This window comes from Pseudoponticoccus marisrubri, from assembly GCF_001482405.1.
In the GTDB taxonomy this organism is placed as follows: Bacteria; Pseudomonadota; Alphaproteobacteria; order Rhodobacterales; family Rhodobacteraceae; genus Pseudoponticoccus; species Pseudoponticoccus marisrubri.
The window spans coordinates 97,138-119,816 of record NZ_LPXO01000003.1; the positions used below are offsets into that span (position 1 = coordinate 97,138).

A 22,679-nucleotide genomic window follows, 5' to 3' on the forward strand; every position below is an offset into this window, starting at 1 on the left:
CCGGGGGCCGAAGGACGCGGTCAAGGAAGGAAGACGCGCATGTTCGCGGTGATGAAGACCGGCGGCAAGCAATACAAGGTCCAGGCGGGCGATACGCTCCGCGTGGAGAAGCTGGCCGCCGATGCGGGTGAAACCGTCCAGTTCAACGACGTGCTGATGATCGGTGGCGAGACCACCAAGCTGGGCACGCCCTTCGTGGCAGGTGCCGCGGTGCAGGCCGAGATCGTCGACCAGATCAAGGGTGACAAGGTCATCCATTTCGTCAAGCGCCGCCGCAAGCACAGCTCGCAGCGCACCAAGGGCCATCGCCAGCAGCTGACCCTGCTGCGCGTGACCGAGATCCTGGCCGAGGGCGGCGATGCAACCGGCGTCAAGGCGGCTGTCGGCGCGGGCGCGCTGGCCGCGGGGCTGGGCGCCGAGCGCTATACTCAGAACAAGACCGAGCAGGCCGAGATGTCCGCTCGTGTCGCCACCGCCGGCGAGGCGGAGGAAAAGCCCATGTCCGAGGCGACGGATCCGGTGGTTGACGGCACCCGCCCGTCCAACCTGCTGACCGAGGCGCGGAACGGCCAGCCGGACGATCTCAAGAAGATCTCGGGCGTCGGACCCAAGCTCGAAGGGCTGCTGCACGAAAACGGCGTGTTCCATTTCGACCAGATCGCCGCTTGGAGTGCCGAAGAGATCGCCTATATGGATGACAAGCTGTCGTTCAAGGGCCGGATCGAACGCGACAACTGGATCGAGCAAGCCGCAGGGTTTGCCAAAGAACAGGAGTAACACCTCATGGCACACAAGAAAGCAGGCGGTTCCTCCCGCAACGGTCGCGATTCCGCCGGACGCCGTCTTGGCGTGAAACTCTATGGCGGCCAGTCGGCCATCCCGGGCAACATCATCGTGCGGCAGCGCGGCACGCGCTTCTGGCCGGGTGAAGGCGTGGGCATGGGCAAGGATCACACGATCTTCGCCACCGCCGAAGGCGCCGTGCAGTTCCACAAGGGCCTCAAGGGCCGCACCTTCATTTCGGTGCTGCCAGTGGCGGAGGCTGCCGAGTAAGCCGACCTTCAGGTCCGAGAGACAACAGGGGGATCGGCGCGATGCCGGTCCCCTTTCGCGTTTCCGGATGCCCGGAACGGGCCGGGCCCGTCCGGGCGCGGATCCGGGGGACAGCAGGGCTGACATTGCACAGGAGGAGAGTGCAGATGGGGCTTGATACCGCGATGAACCAACCCTCGGTGCAGACCGAGCGGTTCGACCTGCGCCCGCTGCGGCGCTCGGACATGGGTCTTCTCGCACATTACGCCGGGGATGAGCGCGTGGCGCGCATGACCACCTCGATCCCGCACCCGCTGCCGCCCGGCGCCTCCGAGGCCTTTGTCGACCGCGCGCTGGCGCCCGACCGGGTCGAGGATATCTGGGCGATGGACGGCACCAAGGTGGGCGGTTCCGAGCTGATGGGCGTGATCGCGCTCAAGCGGATGGACCGCAACCAGTCCGAGGTCGGATTCTGGGTAGCGCCGCCGCACTGGAACACCGGGCTCGCCTCCGAGGCGGTGCGCGCGCTGGTCGAGGCCAACCCGATGGGCAATGCCACGATGTTTGCCAGCGTCTTCCAGGATAACCCGGCCTCGGCGCGCGTGCTGGTGAATTGCGGCTTCGAGTATATCGGCGATGCCGAGAGCTTCTCGGTCGCGCGCCACGCCAAGGTGCCGACCTGGACCTACCTGAACAAGCTCGCCTGAGGACGGGGTCCGCCCCCGGGGAGGACAGGCGCGCCAGCGCCGGCGCGGGCCGTGCGGACCCTCCGCAGCGGCCGCGCCGGCCGACATGACCGGGCAGGGGTCGCCGCCGCGGCGCCGCCTTGAGCCTGACCGAAATCGCGGCTAGATCTCGGCCGTCCAACGCAGAAAGCCTGCCTCCCATGAAGTTTCTCGATCTCTGCAAGGTCTACGTCCGCTCCGGCGCGGGCGGCAATGGCTGCATCTCGTTCCGCCGCGAGAAATATGTCGAGTTCGGCGGCCCAGATGGCGGCGATGGTGGCACCGGCGGCTCGGTCTGGGCCGAGGCGGTGGACGGGCTGAACACGCTGATCGATTTCCGCTACCAGCAGCACTGGTTCGCGCAGAACGGGCAGGGCGGCATGGGCCGCGCCCGCACCGGCAAGGATGGCAGCGACATCGTGCTGCGCGTGCCCGTGGGCACCGAGATCCTCGACGAAGACCAGGAAACCGTGCTGGCCGACCTGACCACGCTGGGCGAGCGCGTGCTGCTGGCCAAGGGCGGCAATGGCGGCTGGGGCAACCTGCATTTCAAGACCTCCACCAACCAGGCCCCGCGCCGCGCCAACCCGGGGCAGGAGGGGGTGGAGCGCACGCTCTGGCTGCGCCTCAAGCTGATCGCCGATGTGGGGCTGGTCGGGCTGCCCAATGCCGGCAAGTCCACCTTCCTTGCCGCCACTTCGAACGCCCGGCCGAAGATCGCCGATTACCCCTTCACCACGCTGCACCCGAACCTCGGTGTGGTCGCCGTCGACAATACCGAGTTCGTCGTGGCCGACATTCCCGGCCTGATCGAAGGCGCGCATGAAGGCCGCGGGCTGGGCGACATCTTCCTCGGCCACGTGGAACGCTCGGCCGTGCTGCTGCACCTTGTCGACGGCACCTCCGGCACGTTGATCGAGGATTGGCAGACCATCTGCGACGAGCTCTCCGCCTATGGCGAGGGGCTGGCCGAGAAGCCGCGCGTCACCGTGCTGAACAAGATCGACGCGCTGGATGCCGAGGAACGCGCCTTCCTGCGCGACGAGCTTCAGGCGGCCGGTGCGCGCGACGTGCTGTTCATGTCCGGCGCCTCGGGCGAGGGCGTCACCGAGGTGCTGCGCGCGCTGCGCCCCCATGTCGAGGCCCGCCGCGCCGCCGACCGTGCCACCGGCGAGGAGGAGGACAGCGCGTGGCAGCCCTGAGCGAGGCCAGCCGCGTCGTCGTCAAGATCGGCTCGGCCCTGCTGGTCGATCGCGCCACGGGTGATCTGCGCCGCGCCTGGCTGCATGCCATCGCCGAGGATATCGCCGCGCTCAAGGCCCGCGGCGCCGATGTGGTGCTGGTCTCTTCGGGCTCCATCGCGCTGGGGCGCGGCGTGCTGGGCCTGCCGCATGACACGCTGGCGCTGGAACAGGCACAGGCCGCCGCCGCGGTGGGCCAGATCCGGCTGGCCCGCGCCTGGGAAGAGGCGCTGGCGCCGCACGGGCTGACCACCGCACAGGTGCTTGTCACGCTCGAGGACAGCGCCGATCGCCGCCGCTACCTCAACTCGCGCGCCACGCTGGCGGCGCTTCTGGGCTTCGGCGCGGTGCCCATCGTGAACGAGAACGACACCGTCGCCACGGACGAGATCCGCTACGGCGACAATGACCGGCTGGCCGCGCAGGTCGCCGTGACCGTGGGCGCCGACCTGCTGGTGCTGCTTTCGGACGTGGACGGGCTCTATACCGCCAACCCCGCCGCCGACCCGGCAGCGCGGCGGCTGGACGTGATCGACCGCATCACCCCCGAGATCGAGGCCATGGCCGGTGACGCGGGCTCTGGCCTGTCCAAGGGCGGCATGAAGACCAAGGTGATGGCCGCCAAGACCGCCACCGCCTCGGGCTGTGCCATGGTGATCACCCATGGCGCCGCGCCGCACCCGCTCCGCGGCCTCGCCGAGGGCGCGCCCGCCACGCTCTTCACACCCCAGACCGACCCTCTGACCGCGCGGCGCCGCTGGATCGCGGCGATGAAGCCGCAGGGCACGCTGGTCGTGGATGCCGGCGCCGCGCAGGCGCTGTCGGCGGGCCGCTCGCTCCTGCCCGTGGGGCTCAGCGCGGTCGAGGGCACGTTCGGCCGGGGCGAGCCGGTGATCTTGCGCGCCCCCACCGGCGAGACGCTGGGCCAGGGCCTGACCCGCTACACCGGCGCCGAGGCGCGCGCCATCGCCGGGCGTCACAGCTCCGAGATCGAGGCGATCCTCGGCTACCCGGGCCGCGCCGTCCTGATCCACCGCGATGACATGGCGCTCTAGCCGCGCTATGCTGCTTCTTCTCTTCCAGAAATACTCATGCCCACGCCAGCCAAGACGAGACACGCCATGAAGGATCTCACCGACATCCCCGCCCTGATGGCCGAGATGGGCCGGCGCGCCCGCGCCGCCGCGGCCGAGCTGGCCTTCGCCCCGTCCGAGGCGCGGCGCCGCGCGCTCGAGGCCGCCGCCGACGCGGTCTGGGCCCGCCGGGCCGAGATCGTCGCCGCCAATGCGCAGGATCTCGATTACGGCCGCGAAAAGGGGCTCTCGGACGCGATGATGGACCGGCTGATGCTGGACGAGGCCCGCATCCAGGGCATTGTCGACGGGCTGCGCGCGGTCGCGGCGCAGGACGATCCCGTGGGCGCCACGCTGGCCGAGTGGGAGCAGCCCAACGGGCTGACCATCCGCCGCGTGCGCACGCCGCTGGGCGTGATCGGGGTGATCTACGAATCGCGGCCCAACGTGACAGCCGATGCCGGTGCGCTCTGCCTCAAGGCGGGCAACGCGGTGATCCTGCGCGGCGGCTCGGAAAGCTTCCATTCCTCGGGGCTGATCCATGACTGCTTGGTCGAGGGGCTGCGCGTGGCCGGCCTGCCCGAGGACGCGATCCAGCGCGTGCCCACCCGTGACCGCGCCGCGGTGCGCGAATTGCTGACCATGACCGACAGTGTCGACGTGATCGTGCCGCGCGGCGGCAAGGGGCTGGTCGGGCTGGTCCAGCAGGAGGCCCGCGTGCCGGTCTTCGCCCATCTTGAAGGGATCGTGCATGTCTATGTCGATGCCGCCGCCGACCCGGTCAAGGCGCTGCGCGTCGTGCTGAACGCCAAGACGCGCCGCACCGGGATCTGCGGTGCCGCCGAATGCCTGCTGATCCATCGCGACGCGCTGGACACGGTGGGGCAGGGGCTGGTCAGGGCACTGCTCGAGGCCGGGGTCGAAGTACGCGGCGACGAGACGCTGCAGGCCATCGAGGGGGTGCAGGCCGCCACGGAGGAGGATTGGGGGCGCGAATATCTCGACAGCATCATCGCCGCCCGGGTGGTCGAGGATATCGACGCAGCCATCGCCCATATCCGGCGCTACGGCTCGGGCCATACCGATTGCATCCTGACCGAGGATGACGCTGCCGCCGCGCGCTTCTTCGAGCGGCTGGACAGCGCGATCCTGATGCGCAACGCCTCGACCCAGTTTGCCGATGGCGGAGAGTTCGGCATGGGCGCCGAGATCGGCATCGCCACCGGCAAGCTGCACGCGCGCGGCCCCGTCGGGGCCGAGCAGCTGACCAGCTTCAAGTACCTGGTCACCGGCGACGGCGCGGTGCGCGGCTGAGCCCGCGCTCAGGCGATGGTCAGGGTCAGCCCGGTGTCATCCGGCGCGGCCAAGAGCTTGTGGCCGCGCTCTTCGGCCAGCAGCACCAGCATGGCGAACTGCACCCGGTCGGGCGTCAGCTCAAAGGGCGCATCGACGCCGTTCACGTGATCCCAGAGCTCGGGGCGGATGGTCAGCCGCCGCCCCTCGGCGCGGATGCGCCAGCCGGCCGCGTCGCGGCCCAGCTGCACCACGCCACCCTGCGGCAGCGCCGCCTCGCAGCACAGGTAGGCGAGGAAGGCCAGCTGCACCTCGGCGCGGGGCAGGTCCTCGGTCGGTTGCCAATTGGCCGAGAGCCGGCCGCCACGGCCCAGATCGTCGAAGATCGCCAGCACGTCGCGCCGCGCCATCAACTGGCCGTCCCCGGCGCTGCCGAAGGCCACGCGGAAGAAGCGGATCCGCGCCGCGGCGCTTTCGCAGCTGTCCTGGATCAGCTCCATCTCCGGGGCCAGCTTGCCGCTGCCGCTGCCCGACAGCGACAAAAGCTCCAGCCCGTTCTGGATCGCACCGATGGGGCTGATTAGATCGTGGCACAGGCGCGAGCCCACGAGAGCGGCGAGCGCGGCACTGGAATGGGGCATGTCAGGCTCCGGCAAGGGGATAGGTCATGAACGATCTCAACTCACTACTCGAACCGGGGCAGCTGGTCCGCCACCCGGACCGCCCGGATTGGGGCACCGGACAGGTGCAATCAAATATCGGCGGGCGCATCACGGTCAACTTCCGCGAAGAGGGAAAGGTGGTCGTGGATGGCACCCGCGTCGCCCTGCTGCCCGTGTTCGATGGTTAACGTAATCCGCCAAGTCTTTCGGATTGGTTAAAAGCACGGCGCCGCCTCGGGCAGTTGCCATTTTGCCGGGCGCATCCTAGAACCGGGCCCATGTCCGGATCCGGGATCGCGCAATGACCACAGAACAGGAGCGGCTCTCGGTCCGGCTGGCCCGCGACCCGTCCGAGATCGCGGCGGCGCAGCGCCTGCGCTACGAGGTCTTCGTCGAGGAGCTGGGCGGCGATGGCGCGATGGTCGATCATGGCGCGCGGCTGGAGCGCGACCGGTTCGATCCCTATTTCGACCACCTGATCGCCACCGACCGCGCCGCGGATGACCGCGTGATCGGTGTCTACCGCGTGCTGCGCGATGACCAGGCCGCGCAGGCCGGGCAGTTCTATTCCGAGGACGAGTATGACCTGACGCCGCTGCGCCAGAGCGGGCGGCGCCTGCTGGAGCTGGGCCGGTCCTGCCTGCATCCCGATTATCGCGGCGGCGCGGCCATGTTCCAGCTCTGGCAGGGGCTGGCCGATTACGTCACGCGCCACGGGATCGAGGTGCTGTTCGGCGTGGCCAGCTTTCACGGCACCGACGTGACGCGGCTGGCGCAGCCGCTGTCCTTCCTGCATCACCGCCACCTTGCGCCGCCCGACCTGCGGGTGCGGGCGCGGGTGCACCAGGACATGAACCTGATGCCCGAGGCGGTGATCGACAGGCGCGCCGCCATGCGCGAGATCCCGGCCCTGATCAAGGCCTACCTGCGGCTGGGCGGCACGATCGGCGACGGCGCCTTCATCGACCATGCCTTCAACACCACCGATGTCTGCCTCGTGATGGACACCGCGCGAATGAGCGCCAGCCAGAAGAGCCTCTACACGCGGGAGCGCGGCGCGTGAGCCAGACCTGGACCGGGTCGGAGCCGCCGCCCGAGGCGCCGCCGATCGGGCTTGCCGGCGGGCTGCGCATCGCCTGGCGCGCCCCGGTGATCGCGGTGGTGGTCTTCGGCGGGCTGGCGCTGCTGCTGCTGGTGCGGCTTCTCGAGCGGCCGCTCTGCGGCATGGACCGCCCGGTCACGCCCTGGATCACGCAAGGGGTCTGCCGGACCGTGCTGCGGGTGATGGGGCTGCGGCTGCGGATCTCGGGGCCGGTCATGAAGGGGCCGGGCGCCATCGTGGCCAACCATACCTCGTGGCTGGACATTTTCGTGCTCAACAGCCGCAAGAACATCTATTTCGTCTCCAAGGCCGAGGTGGCGGGCTGGCCCGGCATCGGCTGGCTGGCCCGCGCCACCGGCACGCTGTTTATCCAGCGCGACCGGCGCGAGCCGCGCGCGCAGGCGCAGCTGTTCGAAGAGCGGCTGCTGCACGGGCACCGGCTGCTCTTCTTTCCCGAGGGCACCTCGACCGATGGCAGGCGCGTGCTGTCCTTCAAGACCACGCTTTTCGCGGCCTTCTTTGCCGATGCGCTGAAGCATCGCGTGCAGGTCCAGCCGGTGGCGGTGGTCTATGCCGCGCCACCAGGTGCCGATCCGCGGTTCTACGGCTGGTGGGGCGACATGGGCTTCGGCCCGTCGCTGTTGCAGGTGCTGGCGCGGGGGCGGCAGGGGCATGTGCGGCTGGCCTACCTGCCGCCGGTGCGGGTCGATGCCTTCCCCAACCGCAAGTCGCTGGCCCAGCATCTCGAGGACCAGATCCGCCGCCAGCACAGTGCCGCGCTGGCCGACGAGGCCTTCGAGACGGCGGGCTGAGGCTCAGACCATCGCGGCGCGCAGACGGTTCAGCGCGGCCAGCGGATCTTCTTCGCGCCAGATCTCTTCGCCCACGGCGAAGAAATCGGTGACCGGGGCAAGGGCGCGCACTGCCTCCTCGGTCAGCCCGCCCTCGGCGACGACCGGAAGCTCGATCATCTCGGACCACCATGCAAAGAGGTCGCGCTCGGCCAGCTCGCCATCCCCCAGCGCGCCCGAGACCGGCCCGAACGAGATGTAATCGGCGCCGTGCTCGCCGGCGCCCATGCCGTCATGGCGCGACTGGCCGCAATAGGCGCCGACGATGGCATCGGCGCCCAGCGTCTTGCGCGCCGCCCGGACCGAGCGGGCGCCGTCCAGCAGGTGCACCCCGTCCAGCCCCAGCCGCTCGGCCAGCACCACATGCGTGTCGATCACCAGCGCCACGTCGGCCTTGTGGGCGACCTCGCGGATCGCGTCCGCCGCGCGGGTCAGGCGGTCCTCGTCGCGGGTGGCAAGGCTCAGGCGCAGGCAGGCGATCTCGGCCCCGTCCAGCACCCGGGCAAGCGTGTCGGGATAGCGGCCCAGCTCGAACTCCGGAGGGGTCACGAGATAGATCTGCGGGGCGTCATCCATGGCCATGGGGGGCTCCTTCTTGCGTCAGGACGCGGTCTTACTGCGACCCGGGCGCAAGGGAAACCCCCGCAACGGGGCAAGGCGCCCGCCCGGGCCGGGGCCGGACGGGCAGGGCGCCCGTTCGCAGTGCTCAGTGCGAGACGGCGTTCAGCGCGTCCACGATCGGCACGAAATCGGCCGCCTTGAGCGAGGCGCCGCCGACCAGCGCACCGTCCACGTTCGAGACATGGAAGATGTCGGAGGCGTTGGAGGCCTTGACCGACCCGCCATAGAGCAGCCGGACCGAGCGGCCGACACCCGGGCCGAAGCGGCGCTCGAGGCTGGCACGCATGAAATCATGCACTTCGCCGATCTGGTCGGTTGTGGGCACCTTGCCGGTGCCGATGGCCCAGACGGGTTCATAGGCCACCACGAGGTTGTGCCCGGTCGCCCCGTCGGGGATCGAGCCGGCCAGCTGCCCGGCGATGATGTCCAGCGTGTTCGAGGCCTCGCGCTCGTCCAGTGTTTCGCCGACGCAGACCACCGCGACCAGCCCCGCTTCCCAGGCGGCGCCGCACTTGTCGCGAACGTCCTCGTCATGCTCGTCATGATCGGCGCGGCGCTCGGAATGGCCCAGGATCACGTGGGAGGCGCCGGCATCCTTCAGCATCGCGGCCGAGATGTCACCGGTATGGGCACCCGAGGCGCGGGCGTGGCAATCCTGCCCGCCGATCGCCAGGCCGGGCGCGCGCGACGCGGCGGCGCCGATCAGCGTGGCGGGCGGGCAGACCAGGATCTCGGCGCCGTTCGAGGCCGCCTTGGCCATCTCGTCCAGCTCGGCCAGGGCCGCGCCCGAGCCGTTCATCTTCCAGTTTCCTGCGGCCAGTTTGCGTCGCATGATGTCTCCCCTTGTCGGTTCGCGCGCATTGACGCCACCGCGGGCAGCGACGTCAAGCCCGGTTGCATGCCTGCGCCCGACATGACATGCGCTGTGCCCGGATGACCCGGAGGCAGGCATGATCCCCAGACTGGACTTCACGCAGATCGTGGCGCGCGAGCCCGAGACGCTGGCCGCGCTTGGCCGGGCCGCCCACGAGACCGGTTTCCTGACCGTGCACAACACGCCCGTGACGCCCGCGCGGATGCGCTTCGTGCTGGCCGCCTACCGCGCCTTCTTCGACCGGCCCGAGGCCGAGAAGGCGCAGGTCGACATGTCGGTGACCGGTGCCAATCGCGGCTGGGGCGCCTCGCAATCCGAACAGGTCGACCCTGACTCCAACCCCGATTACAAGCAGGTCTTCGATTGCGGCTTCGAAGCGCCCGAGACCGGGCTGCCGGTCTATGCGCCCAATCTATGGCCAGCGCGCCCGGCGGGCTTCCGCGAGGTGATCGAGGCCTATTACGACGATGCCCGCGCCGTCGCCCTGCAGATCCTGCGCGGCATCGCCGAGGCGATCGGCGAGGACCGGGCCTATTTCGACGACCGGTTCGCGCGGCCCATGGCGCTTCTGCGCGGCAACTACTACCCGCCGCGCCCCGACTGGGCGGGCGAGAAGGATTTCGGCATCGCCGCGCATACCGATTACGGCTGCCTGACGCTTCTGGGGGCGGACGGGGTGCCGGGGCTCGAGGTGCTGGGCCGCGACGGCGACTGGCACGCGGTCACCGCCGCCCCGGGCAGCTTCGTGATCAATTTCGGCGAGATGCTGGAGTCCTGGACCGCCGGGCGGGTCAAGGCCACGCTGCACCGGGTGCGCGGCTCCTCCGAGGAACGCATCTCGGTGCCGCTCTTCTTCAATCCCGATTTCGACACCAATGTCGCGCCGATCGGCTCGGGCCGGGTGATCCGGGCGGGCGATCACCTGTCGCGCCGCTTCAACGAGACCTACCTGCACCTGAAGACCGGCTAGCGGCGCGCCTGCGCATGGGAATGCCCGCGCAGGGCCAGAAATCGCCTTGCGAAGCGCGGACCCCGTGCTTAGAAGAGCCCAGATTTGGAACCGGGGCGCCCGCGTGCAGGCGGGCCCGAACTGACGAGGAACACATGCAGGTCACCGAGACGCTGAACGACGGCCTCAAGCGCGGCTACGCCATCACCGTGACGGCGGCCGAGCTGGACGAGAAGGTCAACGCCAAGCTGGCCGAGGCCCAGCCCGAGATCGAGATGAAGGGCTTCCGCAAGGGCAAGGTCCCCATGCCGCTGCTCAAGAAGCAGTTCGGCCAGCGTCTGCTCGGCGAGTCGATGCAGGAAGCCATCGACGGTGCCATGAACCAGCATTTCGAGGAAACCGGCGACCGGCCCGCGCTTCAGCCCGAGGTCAAGATGACCAATGACGACTGGAAGGAAGGCGACGACATCCAGGTCGAGATGAGCTACGAGAAGCTCCCCGAGGTGCCCGAGGTCGACGTCTCCTCGCTCGAGGTCGAGCGGCTGGTGGTCAAGGCCGACGAGTCCGCCGTGGACGAGGCGCTGGCCTCGCTCGCCGAGACGGCGCAGGATTTCGAGGACAAGGACGGCGCGGCCGAGGATGGCGACCAGGTCGTGATCGATTTCGTCGGCAAGGTCGACGGCGAGCCCTTCGAGGGTGGCGCGGCCGAGGATTATCCGCTGACGCTGGGCTCGGGCAGCTTCATCCCCGGCTTCGAGGAGCAGCTGACCGGTGTCAGCGCCGGCGACGAGAAGGCGGTCGAGGTCACCTTTCCCGAGGAATACGGCGCCGAGCATCTGGCCGGCAAGGCCGCGGTCTTCGACGTGACCGTCAAGGCCGTGAAGTCGCCCAAGGCGGCCGAGGTGAATGACGAGCTGGCGCAGAAATTCGGTGCCGAGGATCTCGACGCGCTCAAGGGCCAGATCCGCGAGCGGCTGGAGGCAGAATATGCCGGCGCGGCGCGTCAGGTCATGAAGCGCAACATGCTCGACAAGCTGGACGAGATGGTCACCTTCGACCTGCCGCCCTCGCTGGTCGATGCTGAGGCCAAGCAGATCGCGCACCAGCTGTGGCACGAGGAAAACCCCGACGTGCAGGGTCATGACCACCCCGAGATCGAGCCCACCGACGAGCACAAGGAGCTGGCCGAGCGCCGCGTGCGTCTTGGCCTGCTGCTGGCCGAGCTGGGCCAGAAGGCCGAGGTCGAGGTCTCCGAGGCCGAGATGACCCAGGCGATCATGAACCAGGCCCGCCAGTACCCGGGCCAGGAACGCGCCTTCTTCGACTATGTCCGCCAGAACCCGGGCATGCAGCAGCAGCTGCGCGCGCCGATCTTCGAGGACAAGGTCATCGACCACATCGCCGAGCAGGCCACGGTCACCGAGACCGAGGTCACCAAGGAAGAGCTGGAAAAGGCGGTCGAGTCGCTCGACGACGAGTGATCGCCCGGGGCGGCGCCAGGCCGCCCGCTCAAGGAGACACTGACGCCGGGGCCCGTGCCCCGGCGTTTCGCGTTCTCAGAGGGGCATGTCGCCCCGCGCGCTTGACCGCGGGCGCGGGCCTTCATAGCTCACGCGTATCTGCCCGCCGGGACGACCCGGCCCAGCACGGGCCTTGCCAGGACGACCTGCACGCGAAACGGGGGTCACATGGCTTGGATCTATCTACTCATCGCCGGCGGGCTGGAGGTGGCCTGGGCGGCCGGCCTCAAGAAACTGGGGCAGGCGCCGTCCTGGACGCTGGGCGCGCTGACGCTTGTCACGATGGCCGCGGGGCTGCTGGCGCTCTACGCCGCCATGGCCCGGCTGCCACTGGGCATCGCCTATCCGATCTGGACCGGGATCGGCTCTGTCGGCTCGGTCCTCGTCAGCGTGATCCTGTTCAACCAGACGCTCAGCTGGTCCGGCATTGCCGGTCTGGTCCTGCTGATCGCCGGAATGGTGCTGCTGGGCGCTGACGCGTCCTGAGCGCGAAGGGCGCGCCGTACACGCACCCTCGCTTGTGTCAGGCCAGCGCCATGCTGCAACGCCAGCTGGGCAGCTCCATTTCGACCCAGGCACTCAGGCTGTCGCGCCCGGCCTGCAGGCGCCCGCCATGCAGCTCGGCGATCTTCCGGGCCAGCGGCAGGCCAAGCCCCAGCCCGCCGGCCTGCCGCCGGATCACGTCCTCGCCAACCGCGAAGGGGCGGTCCGCACGCGCGATCTGCGCCTCGGAACAGCCGGGCCCCTCGTCACGGCATTGCAGCCGCAGGGCATTGTCGTCGCCGCGCGTTGCGACCAGCGCGATATCGCCCGCACCGTGGGTCAAGGCGTTGGACGCCAACGCAGACAGGGCGACGGCCAGCTGCTCGCCATCCCCGCGGATCGCGGACAGGGTCTCGTCGCAGCGTGTGGTGACCTGCCGCGCCTCCACGCTGACGATCGGCTCGATCGGGTCGACGACAGAGCGCAGGAAGGGCGCGCAGGGCAGGGTCTCTTCGGCGAGGAACAGCTCTCCGTTCTGCAGGTTGGTGAAATGGATCACCCGCTCGATCAACCGATGCAGATGCTCGCCCGAGGCCACGATCCCCGACAGGGCCCGCCGCGTGAAATCGTCACTATGCGGGGGCTGGCCCTCCGCGCTCTCATGCCTGTGCTGCAGCAGTCTTGCATTGCCCAGAAGCACGGTCAGCGGTGAGCGGAACTCGTGCCCGATCAGGGACAGAAATTCCTGCTGCGCATCCGCGGCGATCTGGGCACGCCGGTCCTGGTTGCCGTCGGTCCGCCGGGCGTGATGCTCTTCAAGATGCGCCACGGTCAGCGCGGCCAGATCCTGAAGGGCGTCGATCTCGTTTTGTGATGGTGCGCCATGGGCGACAACATCAATCGCGCAGAGCGTGCCCACCCGGAAGCCCGAACTCAGCACAAGGGGCGCGCCGACATAGAACCGCACCTTGGGGTCGAGCACGACCGCAGGGTGGTTGGAGAACTCGCGATGCTCCAGCGTGTCGGGCAGGATCAGCGGCTGGTCCGACATGATTGCGCGCGAACAGATCGCGTAGTCGCGCGGCGTCGAGTCCAGATCGATCCCCGTCTTGGCCAGGAACCACTGGTGATCGCTCTCCACCACCGAAACCAGCGCCGCCGGCACGCCAAAGAGACGCGAGACGTCGCGGGTGATGTCCTGCAGGACGGGGTCGGCCTGAAGATCACGCCCGACCACCTCGCGCACCTCGCGCAGGCGGGCATGTTCGTTGGAGGCAAAAGGAAAGGTGATTTGCGCGCGCGTCATGTGTCAGGTCCTCCGCCATGAGTAATGCCATGGAAATCGACCATGCGTCCGTGTGAGCGGCACCGAAGCTCCCATCAGATGTGTCTGCCCGTTGCGGGCCAATTGAAGAAACGTCCGACCCGGCCCGCAGGTTCCGTCAGGCTGCCGGATTGAGGTTCTTCGCCCGGCCCGGCGACTCGCGGTCGACCGGGGCATCCGGCGCGGTACGGGAGATCGGCCCGCTGCGCAAGCGGGTCCATCGCGGCTCACCGGCGTTGCGATGCGCGCGTATTCAGGCCGGGCGCAGCGCCTGGGCCAGCTTGGTCATGCCCGGGATCATCGGCGCGACCGAGACCTCGGCAAAGCCCGCATCGCTCAGCGCCGCGCTCAGCCAGCCATCGTCGAGCGAGCGCGCCTCCGGCGTGAAGGCGGTATGCTGCAGCTGCCACAGCGCCGTGTTCTTGGGCCCGCGCATGTCCGCATCGACGATGAAATCGTGCAGCAGCAGCCGCCCGCCGGGGGCCAGGTGATCGAAGGCCCGCGCCAGCAGGGTCTCGTGGAACCGGTCCGGCACGCCCGAGAACAGGTAGGACATCAGGATCACGTCCTGCGCCTCCGGCCAGTCCCCCTCGATCGCGTTGCCGCGGCGATAGGTGATCCGGTCCGACAGGCCCGCATCGGCGACATAGGCCTCGCCCAGATCGGCCACGTTGGGGAAGTCGAGGATCGTGGCGTGCAGCCCGGGGAAGGCCGTGCACAGCGTGATCGACATCGCCCCCGTGCCGCCGCCCACGTCCAGCAGAGCGCGCGCGCCGGTCAGGTCGATCTGCCGCGCCAGCGAGCGCGCGGGCCCCAGTGAGCCGGCGTGCTGGCTTTCGGAGTAAAGCCGCGCCTCCTCGGGATCGGCGAACCAGGTGGCATAGCTGTCGGTCGCGCCCGCGGGCAGGGTACCGCCCAGCGCGTCTTCGATCTGGTCCATCAGCGGGTACATCTGCCGGCCCACCTGCAGCCGCAGGTAATCCGAGAAGTCGTATTTCGCCCCCTTGACCAGGAAGGCCTGCGCGGCGGGCGCATTGGCATAGCGCCCCTCGTCATCGCGCAGCACCAGCCCCAGCCCGGTCAGCGCGGTCAGCAGCGTCTTGCAGCGCGCCTGCGCCAGCCCGGTCGCGCGCGCCAAGGCCGTCAGGTCGAGCGGTGCCGGGGCGAGCGCCGTGAACAGGTTGAATTCCAGCGCCGCGAACAGGGCCCTGGAGCCCATGTAGCCGAACGCGATATCCGAGATCTCCTCGGCTTCGGTGAGACCTGCCATCCTTCTCCGCCTGCTCTGCCCCTGATGCCGCGCAGCCTATGCAGCCCCGCCCCGAAGCTCAACCCGAAGCGTCCGGTGGCGACCGCGGGGCGTTTACCTTGGCTTGTCTCACGGCATCCTTGGGCAGGGCAATCGGTGATCGGGTCGGATACCGGTCCGGGCTTTGCTGTCCCGATGCGAGCAGACCGAGCCCAAGCGCGCCGGTCGTTTCACTCCGGCCGCGGCTGCGCTAAACCGGGGGGAGAGGCGAGGCGGGAGAGGCCAGCATGATCCTGACACTGATCCTCGGCATTGCGGCGGGCGCGGGGGCGCGGCCGGCTGTGCCGCATGTGACCGAGGCGCTGATCCGCTTCATCGGCGTCGAAAACCTGCCCGGTTCCGAGGACCGGCAGGTCGCTTCGCTACTGGCCTGCCTGCTGGCGGGCAGCGTGGTGCTGGCGCTGGTGGGCGAGCCGGGGCGGCTTGTGCTCTTCGTGCTGGGCGCGGGGCTGGGCTATTTCCAGCAGGCGCTGCGCGAGGTCTATCTGAACCGCGGGCGCTGAGTGCGCGGGCCTACTCGGCCTGCGCCTCGAGCTGTTGCAGCCGGCGGCGGAAGCGCGGCGCGTGCATCCGGCCCACCACGTTGCGGCAGAGCAGGCGCGACAGCCCGTCGCGCTCGTCTGCGTCGAGCCGCGAGAGCAGCTTGCGCAGATAGGGCGGGTGGTCGCGGCGGGCCCGCAGCAGCTCGGCAAAGCGCGCGGTGTCCAGTTTGTCCTCGGCCACGGATTCGAGCAGCAGCGGCAGGATGTCGAGCGCGCGCAGCTCGCTCTGCAGCGCGCCGCCCATGAAGGGCGCGCGGAAGCGGCGCACGTTGCGCCGCTCGAACAGGGCCGAATGCATCGCGTCCAGCCGCTCGCGCGGGTCGTAGACGAGGTAGGCCATCTGGGCGGCGTCGATCATGTCGGGCGCAAAGCCGTAGCGCGAGGTGAAATCGTGGCGCCGCATCTCGACGAACCGGTCGTCCCATTCGGTGACGCGCGGATCCAGCGTGGCCTGGGGCTGCAGTAGCAGCACCCGCGCGCCGGGCGCGGCCACGGAATAGGCGGCGGCGGCATAGCCGCAGGGGCCCGCGCCGTAGAAGATCACGCGCTCGAACTCGTCGAAGAACCCGTCATCGAGCAGCTGGTCGAAGAAGCCGTAGACGCGCGGTTCTCGGAACCAGGTGTCGCCATGGCTGAGCACCGACAGCGAGGACCAGCCGTTCTGCGCCACCATGTCGAAGCCCAGCGGCACGTTGCGATCCGACAGCGCCTCGATCCCCGACATGCTCTCGAAGCTGACCAAGAGCGTGTCGCCCTCTTCCACGAAGACCGCCGCGTGGTGCCGGCCGAGCGGTTCCGAGAATCCGCTGGCATCGCCGATGTGGCGCAGCTCGGCCAGCCAGTCGCTGCGCGAAAGCCGGCTGAGATCCGGGGGAAAGCTCTGGTTCTGCCGTGTCATGCCCGCCTGTCCTTTGCGCTCCGCGGGCCGCGCGGGCCCGTGGGTGGTCAGCGAAACAATCCCCCGGGCATGGGGCGGAATTGTGAAGGGTTTGAGGAAAAACCGCGGAGCCTCAGGCGCGCCGCGCGGCGCGGGCCCGCGTGGCATGGGCGGCGAGAAGCTGCGCGGCCTCGCGCGACAAGGGCCGCGAGGGCGGGGTCATAAGCAGCCGCGCAAAGAGCGCGCGGAACGGCTCCTGCGCCATCAGCGCCTCGAACCGGGCCCGGCGCCAGTCGACGGCGGCGCAGTGCAGCCGCGCCAGATCGGGATCGGCGGCAAAGGCGGCGCGCTGCGCGGCCACGCCGTTCAGCGCCAGGAGCGTCGTATCCTCGGCGACGCTCCAGTTCCGCTCCACCCAGTAATCCATGCCAAGCGCGTGGTCGGCATGCACGGCGCGGCCGCGATCGGCCTTGAGCACATAGCTTTCCATGTCGCCCAGGGGGTAGTGGTTCAGCTGCGCAAAGCGGTAATTGGGCCGGCCGTAATCGGAAAAGATCCGGCGTTTGCGGAACTGGGCGGGCAGGGCGCGGCCTGCGCCATCCACCCAGCGCGCGGCCTCGACCCGCTCGGGATCGGGGCTGCGCGGGCGGTGCACGCCCAGCTTCCGGTAGGTGCCATCATTGCGGTAGAGCGTCTTGAACATGGCCGCGCGCCACGGCCAGTACATGATCTCGGGCGCGGCGCGGGTGAAGCGCTGCGGCACGGGACGGTCCTCGAAACGGACCTGCCCGTCATTGCCGAAGAGCCGCCAGGTCAGGGTGATCGCGTCGGCTTCGGGCAGCGCCTCGAGCAGGGCGGTCAGGCTGCGGTCGCCCACATGGACATTGACGAACTCGTCGATATCGAGCGCGATCAGCCAGTCTGCGGCAGCGATCGCCGGGTGCCGGTCTGCCATCTTGAGCCCGGTGAACTGGATGCCGCCCTTGTCATGCGGCCCGTCATTGCGCAGATGCGTGACATGCCCAAGCGCAGCCAGCCGGTCGAGCAGGGCATCGGTGCCGTCCTCGCAGTCATTGGAGAGCGCCACGACATGGGTGATCCCGGCCGCCAGGTGATGGGCCAGCCAGTCGAGCAGGAAGGCGCCCTCGTTGCGCACGCAGAGCACGGCGGTGATGTTCATGCCCATGGGCTCCGGTGGCACGGGGGGCGCAAGCTCACCAGGCGCGCCGGAAGGTGACGACCTTGGCCTCGGAGGCCTTGGGGAAATAGGTCAGCCCGGCGGCATGCATGGCGTCGAAGACGGCGCGCACACCGGCGGCGCCGATCCATTGCGGATGCAGCTCGATGATCGCGGCGCGCAGGCTCGACCAGTCGCCGGCGGGCAGCAGCTCAGCCTCGGCCCCCTCGATGTCGCAGACCAGCACGTCGGGTGCGAGGTCGGCGAGCACCGGGCCGATGGCGTGGCGCATGACGGGCACGGTCTCGGTCACGCTGTCGGGATCGGCCGCGAGATCCATCGAGGAGGCAAGGAAGTTGCGCCGCAGGTGGAAGGGGACGGGCGGGCCGTCCTCGGGCGCCAGAAGCGCGTTGCGCAGATCGACATTGTCTACCCCGTTGGCCCCATGCACCTCGCGGATATAGGGGATCAGGGCGGGGTTGGCCTCGTAGGTGACAACCTGCGCGACCTGCTTCTTGACCGAGAGCAACGTGGACATGTAGCCGATGCCGCCGCCCAGCTCTAGCACCCGGTCACCGGCGGTGACGACCCGCATGACCGCGTCGCATTCCTTGCGCTCGTAGGTGCCCTCGCGCAGGGCGCCGCGCACCCGTCCGGTGGTCAGCTGCGGATGCTTGGGGATCTTCAGGCCGCGCGAGCGGATGAAGGGGCTGCGTTCGGTGGTCGTGCTTTCCATGGCGGGCTCCTCAATCACGGTCGGGCCGGGGGCAAGGCGCTTCGAAGCGCCTTTGTGGAAGGCCCTTGCAAGGGCCTTCTGAACGCGGTTTGCAAACCGCGTCTGCAAGCCGCTTCGAAGCGGCTTCCCGCCCGGATCCCGCCATCAGTTCTCCATGTCCAGGGCCAGCGCATAGGCCACGCGTTCGGTCTCGGTCAGCTCCAGCGCCACGGCCTGGCGGTAGAGCTCCTCGAATTCGGGCATGCCGTGCAGCTCGTCGGCCTTGGCGCGGTGCCAGGCCAGCCCCTTTTCATGCCACGCGGCCAGCACAGGGTCGGCGCGCAGCCGGTCGTATTCCGCACGCACCCGCGGCAGGTTGCGCTTGATGGTGATGTCGCGATGCACTGACCAGTCCATGCGGATCCAGTAGTTCAGCCCGATATTGCGGTCGACATGCAGCGCCCGTCCGCGCTGGCGCTTGATGAGGAAACTCTCGGCCGAGCGCAGCGCGTAATGGTTCAGCTGGATCAGGTCGTAGCCGATGGATTTCTTGGAATTGCGCCAGCCGTTCTTGATCGCCTCGTCGGTCATGTCACGGCCCGAGCCGTTCACCCAGCGCACCCGGTCGGCCTGTCCGTCGGCCAGCTTGTTGGGCCGGTGGCACGAGATCTTGGCATAGGCGCCGATATTGCGGAACATCGTCTTGAAGCCCCAAACCGTGTGCGGTTTGGGGCAGAATTTCGGGGCACAGGTGTCGAACTGCTCGATCACCAGCGCGTCGGACAGCTCGGTCACGCCGTTATGCCCGAAGAGCCGCCAGGTCATCGCCACGTTGGTCGCCTCCGGCACGCGGTCGAAGAAATCCTCCAGCGTGCCATTGCCGCAGCGGATGTTGATGAACTCGTCCACGTCGATATGGGCGATCCAGTCGGCCTTGACGATCACCTCCTCGCGCAGCGCGCTGTCCAGCGCGTGCTGCTGCGGCGAATTGCCGGACCAGTTGTCATTGTTGCGATGCTGGAGCACGCCCAGCTCCTGCAACCGGTCGAGGATCTCTGTCGTGCCATCCTCGCAGCCATTGGTGTAGATCAGGAACGTGTCGAACCCCACGGCGCGGTGATAGGCCACCCATTCCAGGATATAGGGCGCCTCGTTCTTCATGCAGCCGACGATCACGTTGCCGGAGCGGCCCGGCGGCAGCGCGCGTTCGCGCCGCGGGGCATAGGCGGCGGCCAGCTCTTCCTCGTTCACGCGGCCGAGGCGGTTATGCGGCGCGAAGGGCGAGCTCTGCAGCTTGATGAAATTCTCGCGCGCGTCGGGCGGCAGGACGGCGCGAGCGCCCGCCGACAGGACCGGCGCGGCCTCGGGCTCGGGATCCGCGGCCGCCGGCGTCGTGCCGGCCCCGAGCCTTGCGAGATCCGCGGCCTTGTTGGCCAGCTCTTCCTTCGTGGCTTGGTTGATGCGCCAGCGGAAGGCCATCAGGTACTGCGTCGCACGGAAGCCGCGTGTCGGGTCGGCCTCCTCCCACGGTGCCTCTGCCGGGTCCGGCGCCATTGCGTGCGGGTCCAGACCGTCATGCCGGGCGCAGAGCGCGGCGATATCCTCGGCAAAGCGCTGCGACACGGCAGACAGGCTGCCGGGCGCGATCGGTGCGCCGGGCACCTTGATCTCGGTCAGGAACTTGCGCCAGAGCTGACGCGGCAGGATCACCTCGCCTCGTGCCAAGAGCCGCAGCACCACGTCGTTGAAGCGCCGGCAGCGTGATTGCCAGGCGGCCGAGGGGGCGGGGGGCGGCGTCTCGGGCTCGGCCTTGCCGAAATTCACCTTGATGTCGAAGGCCGCGGCCAGCGCGTCGGTGGCGCGCGCTTCGTAGAGCTGCGGCAGGTCGAGGCTGTGCAACTGCACGGCCTCCGCGCCGAAGACCGCCGCCCATTCCCGCTCCAGCCGCGCGTAGTCCAGCCAGAAACAGGCGCCCTGCACCTCGCCGAACTGCCCGGCGGCGGGGTCGGGCACGGGGCGCGTGGCCAGCGCCGCATCCCAGTAGCCGGGCGCGTCGAGGCAGCCCAGCTCCAGCGACAGGTCATGCGCACGCCCCTCGGCCAGCTGCGCGGCATAGCGGCGGACCAGCAGCCGCGCGGGATCGTCCAGATGCGCCACCACGCGAATGTCGTCGGACAGCGGCAGCAGCAGGGCGCGCAGCCGCTCCAGCTCGGCGCGTGAGACCAGCGCGCTGCCCAGCTGGTGGGCCGACAGGATCAGTGTCTCGGGCGCGGCGCGGTCGATCTCGGCGGCCAGCTTCTCACCCACGTCGCGGCGCAGCCGCGCCTGCTTCTCGGGCGCGATGAAGCCGCGGTTGAAGCGCAGAGAGTCCACGTTACCGGGATCCGTCACCGCCATGAACAGCCGCGTGTGGTTGCGCGCGCCGGGCGAGCGGGCATAGAGCGTGCCGGTCCGGGCCAGCTGGTCGCGCTTGGCGTCCAGCACGCGCTGCATCCGGTCGCTTGAGGCGCCATCCGGCCCGATATGCAGGTAGATGCGCATCAGGCGACCCCTCGCGCGCCTGCGCCGTCATTGACGTTCAGCCGGCCCCACCAGGGCAGGTCGATCCCGACGTGCGCCGAGAGCCGCGCCCGCGCATCGGGCGCACCCATGGGCAGTTCCAGATAGCGCGGATCCTCGCCGAAGATGTCACGCAGCATGGCGTAATGCCCCTCGATCCAGCGGATCCGCTCGCCATCGCTCTCGCCGAACCCGTGCGGCAGGCCGGGAATGCTCCCCCCGGGCAGCCGGTCGGTGCCCAGGTTGTTCCAGCGCCGCATGCTGTCGGACACTTCCTCGGGCGGGCGCCAGGTGGCCACGAAGAGCATGTTCGGCCGCGCCAGCCGCATCGCCTTGAGCACGGCATAGTCGCATTGCGGCCAGAGGCTGGTCGTGCCGTTCAGCACGCTGATCTCGGAGAGCGCGTCGTAGAGGTCGAGATGCGCGAACGGGTCGCCGGTCTCGAAATAGCCGTTGTAGATCTGCCGGCCCACGAAGGTGCCGCCGAGCCCGGGCGTCCGCGTGTGCACCCGGCGCACCTTGTGATCGGCCACCCGCCAGCCCCCCTTTCCCAGCGCATGGGCCAGCGTGGTGGTGCCCGTCTTGGGCAGGCCCAGGTTGACGCATTTCAGCCGGCTCATGCCACCAGCCCCAGTTCCTGCATCAGCTCGTATTCGCCGGGCGGATAGGGCGGCAGCGCGGCCAGCTGCGCATGCATCTGCGCATAGGCCTCCTGCTGCATCAGCGCGTCGCGCCGCGCGCGGTGACGCGCCACGCAGGTCGCGTGCTGCGCCCCGATCACCGGGTCGGCCTTCAACTCGGCCAGTGCCTCCTGCAGCGCGGGCAGGTAGCGCCGGATCGAGCGGTCCTCGAAGGCCGGGTCGTTGCGCTCGCGCCAATAGCTGTCGTCGAAGGCGCGGTTGGCGCGGTTCACGTCGCCCCGGTCGTTCTTGACGAGATAGCTGTCGAGCGAGCGCAGCGCGTAATGGTTCAGCGTGGCATGGTCCCGCGCCCCGGCGGCGGGAAACTTGCGGATGCGGCGGGGATTGGCGGCGACCAGGAAGCGATGCGGCACGTCGCGCCCCGACCCGTCGGTCCAGCGCGGCCGCGCGCGCTTGTCCTTGTCCTTGAAGAAGGGCCGGTGCGCGCCGTAATACTGCAGCGGAAAGTCCCGCCGCACCAGGGTCTTGACCTCGATCGCCGTCTCGCCGCACCACAGGTCGGGATTGTGGCTGCGGTCGAACTGTTCGATCACGGGCCGATCCTCGAACCCCGACACCCCGCCATTGGCGAAGAACTGGAAGGTGACGCTGATCGCCTGCGGATCGCCGCAGGCCGCCACAAGCGCCGGGATCGTGTGATCGCCCGCATGGATGTTCAGGAACTCGTCCACATCGGCGATCCAGACCCAGTCGGCCTGCCGCACCACCTCCTGTTTCGCGGCATCCTTCAGCGCCTCCATCTGGTAGTTGCGCCCCTTGGCCGGGTTCGGCAGGTGCACCACGCCGTCTCCGCGCGCGGCCAGCGCATCCAGCAGCGCATCGGTGCCATCGTCGCAATCATTGGAGTAGAACAGGAAATCGCTCACGCCCAGAAGACGGTTGAAGGCGATCCATTCCAGCAGGAACGGGCCCTCGTTCTTCACACAGGTCACCGCGGTCACGCGCATGCCTGCGCCTCCGCCCTCGCTCTGGACATCACTGCTCATCCGCCATCTCCCGGGTTGTCCCGGGTATCTTATGCGCCGAATCATGACATCTGGTGCACGGCC

General features: G+C 69.2%; 24 protein-coding genes. 13 read left to right on the plus strand and 11 right to left on the minus strand.

Annotated features, from left to right (window positions below):
• Positions 1-39: 39 nt before the first annotated feature.
• From AVJ23_RS06490 to AVJ23_RS06515, 6 genes are all read left to right on the plus strand, one after another.
• A complete protein-coding gene (locus AVJ23_RS06490) occupies positions 40-777 on the plus strand; it encodes a 50S ribosomal protein L21 (protein WP_058861354.1) in 738 nt (245 codons plus the stop codon).
• A gap of 6 nt (positions 778-783) precedes the next feature.
• Complete coding sequence (gene rpmA, locus AVJ23_RS06495) at positions 784-1,053, plus strand: 50S ribosomal protein L27 (RefSeq protein WP_058861355.1); 270 nt, start codon at positions 784-786, stop codon at positions 1,051-1,053.
• A 146-nt stretch (positions 1,054-1,199) separates the two neighbouring features.
• Positions 1,200-1,739, plus strand: coding sequence for a GNAT family N-acetyltransferase (locus tag AVJ23_RS06500; RefSeq protein ID WP_058861356.1), 540 nt, complete (start codon positions 1,200-1,202; stop codon positions 1,737-1,739).
• A 179-nt stretch (positions 1,740-1,918) separates the two neighbouring features.
• Entirely contained in the window at positions 1,919-2,959 is a 1,041-nt protein-coding gene (gene obgE, locus AVJ23_RS06505) for a GTPase ObgE (RefSeq protein WP_058861357.1), read from the plus strand.
• Positions 2,947-4,053: a glutamate 5-kinase gene (proB, locus tag AVJ23_RS06510; RefSeq protein ID WP_058861358.1), complete on the plus strand. Its 1,107-nt coding sequence runs from the start codon at positions 2,947-2,949 to the stop codon at positions 4,051-4,053. Before obgE ends, proB begins: the two co-directional genes overlap by 13 nt.
• A 66-nt stretch (positions 4,054-4,119) precedes the next feature.
• The gene (locus AVJ23_RS06515; protein WP_058861359.1) at positions 4,120-5,385 is read left to right on the plus strand and encodes a glutamate-5-semialdehyde dehydrogenase; all 1,266 of its coding nucleotides are present in this window, start codon (positions 4,120-4,122) and stop codon (positions 5,383-5,385) included.
• Between the two features lie 8 nt (positions 5,386-5,393).
• On the opposite strand, the gene AVJ23_RS06520 is transcribed toward AVJ23_RS06515, so the two are convergent.
• Positions 5,394-6,005, minus strand: coding sequence for a histidine phosphotransferase family protein (locus tag AVJ23_RS06520; RefSeq protein ID WP_058861360.1), 612 nt, complete (start codon positions 6,003-6,005; stop codon positions 5,394-5,396).
• A gap of 26 nt (positions 6,006-6,031) precedes the next feature.
• Here AVJ23_RS06520 and AVJ23_RS06525 point away from each other — a divergent pair, with 26 nt between their 5' ends.
• From AVJ23_RS06525 to olsA, 3 genes are all read left to right on the plus strand, one after another.
• Positions 6,032-6,214: a DUF3553 domain-containing protein gene (locus AVJ23_RS06525; RefSeq protein ID WP_058861361.1), complete on the plus strand. Its 183-nt coding sequence runs from the start codon at positions 6,032-6,034 to the stop codon at positions 6,212-6,214.
• A gap of 113 nt (positions 6,215-6,327) precedes the next feature.
• Positions 6,328-7,089 carry an L-ornithine N(alpha)-acyltransferase gene (gene olsB, locus AVJ23_RS06530; protein ID WP_058861362.1) on the plus strand — a complete coding sequence of 254 codons (762 nt, stop codon included), beginning with the start codon at positions 6,328-6,330 and terminating at the stop codon, positions 7,087-7,089.
• Positions 7,086-7,940 (plus strand): lyso-ornithine lipid O-acyltransferase, encoded by an 855-nt coding sequence (gene olsA / locus AVJ23_RS06535; protein ID WP_058861363.1) that lies wholly within the window; start codon positions 7,086-7,088, stop codon positions 7,938-7,940. Before olsB ends, olsA begins: the two co-directional genes overlap by 4 nt.
• 3 nt (positions 7,941-7,943) lie before the next feature.
• Here olsA and AVJ23_RS06540 read toward each other — a convergent pair whose 3' ends face one another.
• Together AVJ23_RS06540 and tpiA are read right to left on the minus strand one after the other, a co-directional pair.
• Positions 7,944-8,561, minus strand: a complete 618-nt coding sequence (locus tag AVJ23_RS06540) for a thiamine phosphate synthase (RefSeq protein ID WP_058861364.1) — start codon at positions 8,559-8,561, stop codon at positions 7,944-7,946.
• 124 nt (positions 8,562-8,685) lie between these two features.
• Positions 8,686-9,432 carry a triose-phosphate isomerase gene (tpiA, locus tag AVJ23_RS06545; RefSeq protein WP_058861365.1) on the minus strand — a complete coding sequence of 249 codons (747 nt, stop codon included), beginning with the start codon at positions 9,430-9,432 and terminating at the stop codon, positions 8,686-8,688.
• Positions 9,433-9,550: 118 nt separating this feature from the next.
• On the opposite strand from tpiA, the gene AVJ23_RS06550 reads away from it, so the two are divergent.
• The 3 genes from AVJ23_RS06550 to AVJ23_RS06560 all read left to right on the plus strand — a co-directional run bounded on the left by AVJ23_RS06550 (position 9,551) and on the right by AVJ23_RS06560 (position 12,429).
• Complete coding sequence (locus tag AVJ23_RS06550) at positions 9,551-10,444, plus strand: isopenicillin N synthase family dioxygenase (RefSeq protein WP_058861366.1); 894 nt, start codon at positions 9,551-9,553, stop codon at positions 10,442-10,444.
• A gap of 134 nt (positions 10,445-10,578) precedes the next feature.
• Positions 10,579-11,904, plus strand: a complete 1,326-nt coding sequence (gene tig / locus AVJ23_RS06555) for a trigger factor (protein ID WP_058861367.1) — start codon at positions 10,579-10,581, stop codon at positions 11,902-11,904.
• Positions 11,905-12,111: 207 nt separating this feature from the next.
• Complete coding sequence (locus tag AVJ23_RS06560; RefSeq protein WP_058861368.1) at positions 12,112-12,429, plus strand: DMT family transporter; 318 nt, start codon at positions 12,112-12,114, stop codon at positions 12,427-12,429.
• 37 nt (positions 12,430-12,466) lie between these two features.
• Here AVJ23_RS06560 and AVJ23_RS06565 read toward each other — a convergent pair whose 3' ends face one another.
• Together AVJ23_RS06565 and AVJ23_RS06570 are read right to left on the minus strand one after the other, a co-directional pair.
• Positions 12,467-13,732 (minus strand): GAF domain-containing sensor histidine kinase, encoded by a 1,266-nt coding sequence (locus AVJ23_RS06565; RefSeq protein WP_058861369.1) that lies wholly within the window; start codon positions 13,730-13,732, stop codon positions 12,467-12,469.
• Positions 13,733-14,003: 271 nt separating this feature from the next.
• Entirely contained in the window at positions 14,004-15,020 is a 1,017-nt protein-coding gene (locus AVJ23_RS06570; protein ID WP_058861370.1) for a methyltransferase, read from the minus strand.
• A gap of 266 nt (positions 15,021-15,286) precedes the next feature.
• Here AVJ23_RS06570 and AVJ23_RS06575 point away from each other — a divergent pair, with 266 nt between their 5' ends.
• Entirely contained in the window at positions 15,287-15,562 is a 276-nt protein-coding gene (locus AVJ23_RS06575; RefSeq protein ID WP_058861371.1) for a hypothetical protein, read from the plus strand.
• 10 nt (positions 15,563-15,572) lie between these two features.
• On the opposite strand, the gene AVJ23_RS06580 is transcribed toward AVJ23_RS06575, so the two are convergent.
• The 6 genes from AVJ23_RS06580 to AVJ23_RS06605 all read right to left on the minus strand — a co-directional run bounded on the left by AVJ23_RS06580 (position 15,573) and on the right by AVJ23_RS06605 (position 22,577).
• Positions 15,573-16,499 (minus strand): hypothetical protein, encoded by a 927-nt coding sequence (locus AVJ23_RS06580; RefSeq protein ID WP_058861372.1) that lies wholly within the window; start codon positions 16,497-16,499, stop codon positions 15,573-15,575.
• A 112-nt stretch (positions 16,500-16,611) separates the two neighbouring features.
• On the minus strand, positions 16,612-17,658 hold the full coding sequence (locus AVJ23_RS06585) for a glycosyltransferase family 2 protein (protein WP_058861625.1): 1,047 nt from the start codon (positions 17,656-17,658) through the stop codon (positions 16,612-16,614).
• A gap of 34 nt (positions 17,659-17,692) precedes the next feature.
• Positions 17,693-18,391 carry an FkbM family methyltransferase gene (locus AVJ23_RS06590; protein WP_058861373.1) on the minus strand — a complete coding sequence of 233 codons (699 nt, stop codon included), beginning with the start codon at positions 18,389-18,391 and terminating at the stop codon, positions 17,693-17,695.
• 144 nt (positions 18,392-18,535) lie between these two features.
• Positions 18,536-20,911 (minus strand): glycosyltransferase family 2 protein, encoded by a 2,376-nt coding sequence (locus AVJ23_RS06595; RefSeq protein ID WP_058861374.1) that lies wholly within the window; start codon positions 20,909-20,911, stop codon positions 18,536-18,538.
• Positions 20,911-21,549, minus strand: a complete 639-nt coding sequence (locus AVJ23_RS06600) for a hypothetical protein (RefSeq protein WP_058861375.1) — start codon at positions 21,547-21,549, stop codon at positions 20,911-20,913. Before AVJ23_RS06600 ends, AVJ23_RS06595 begins: the two co-directional genes overlap by 1 nt.
• Positions 21,546-22,577 carry a glycosyltransferase family 2 protein gene (locus AVJ23_RS06605; RefSeq protein WP_058861376.1) on the minus strand — a complete coding sequence of 344 codons (1,032 nt, stop codon included), beginning with the start codon at positions 22,575-22,577 and terminating at the stop codon, positions 21,546-21,548. The genes AVJ23_RS06600 and AVJ23_RS06605 overlap by 4 nt, the downstream gene beginning before the upstream one ends.
• Positions 22,578-22,679: the final 102 nt, after the last annotated feature.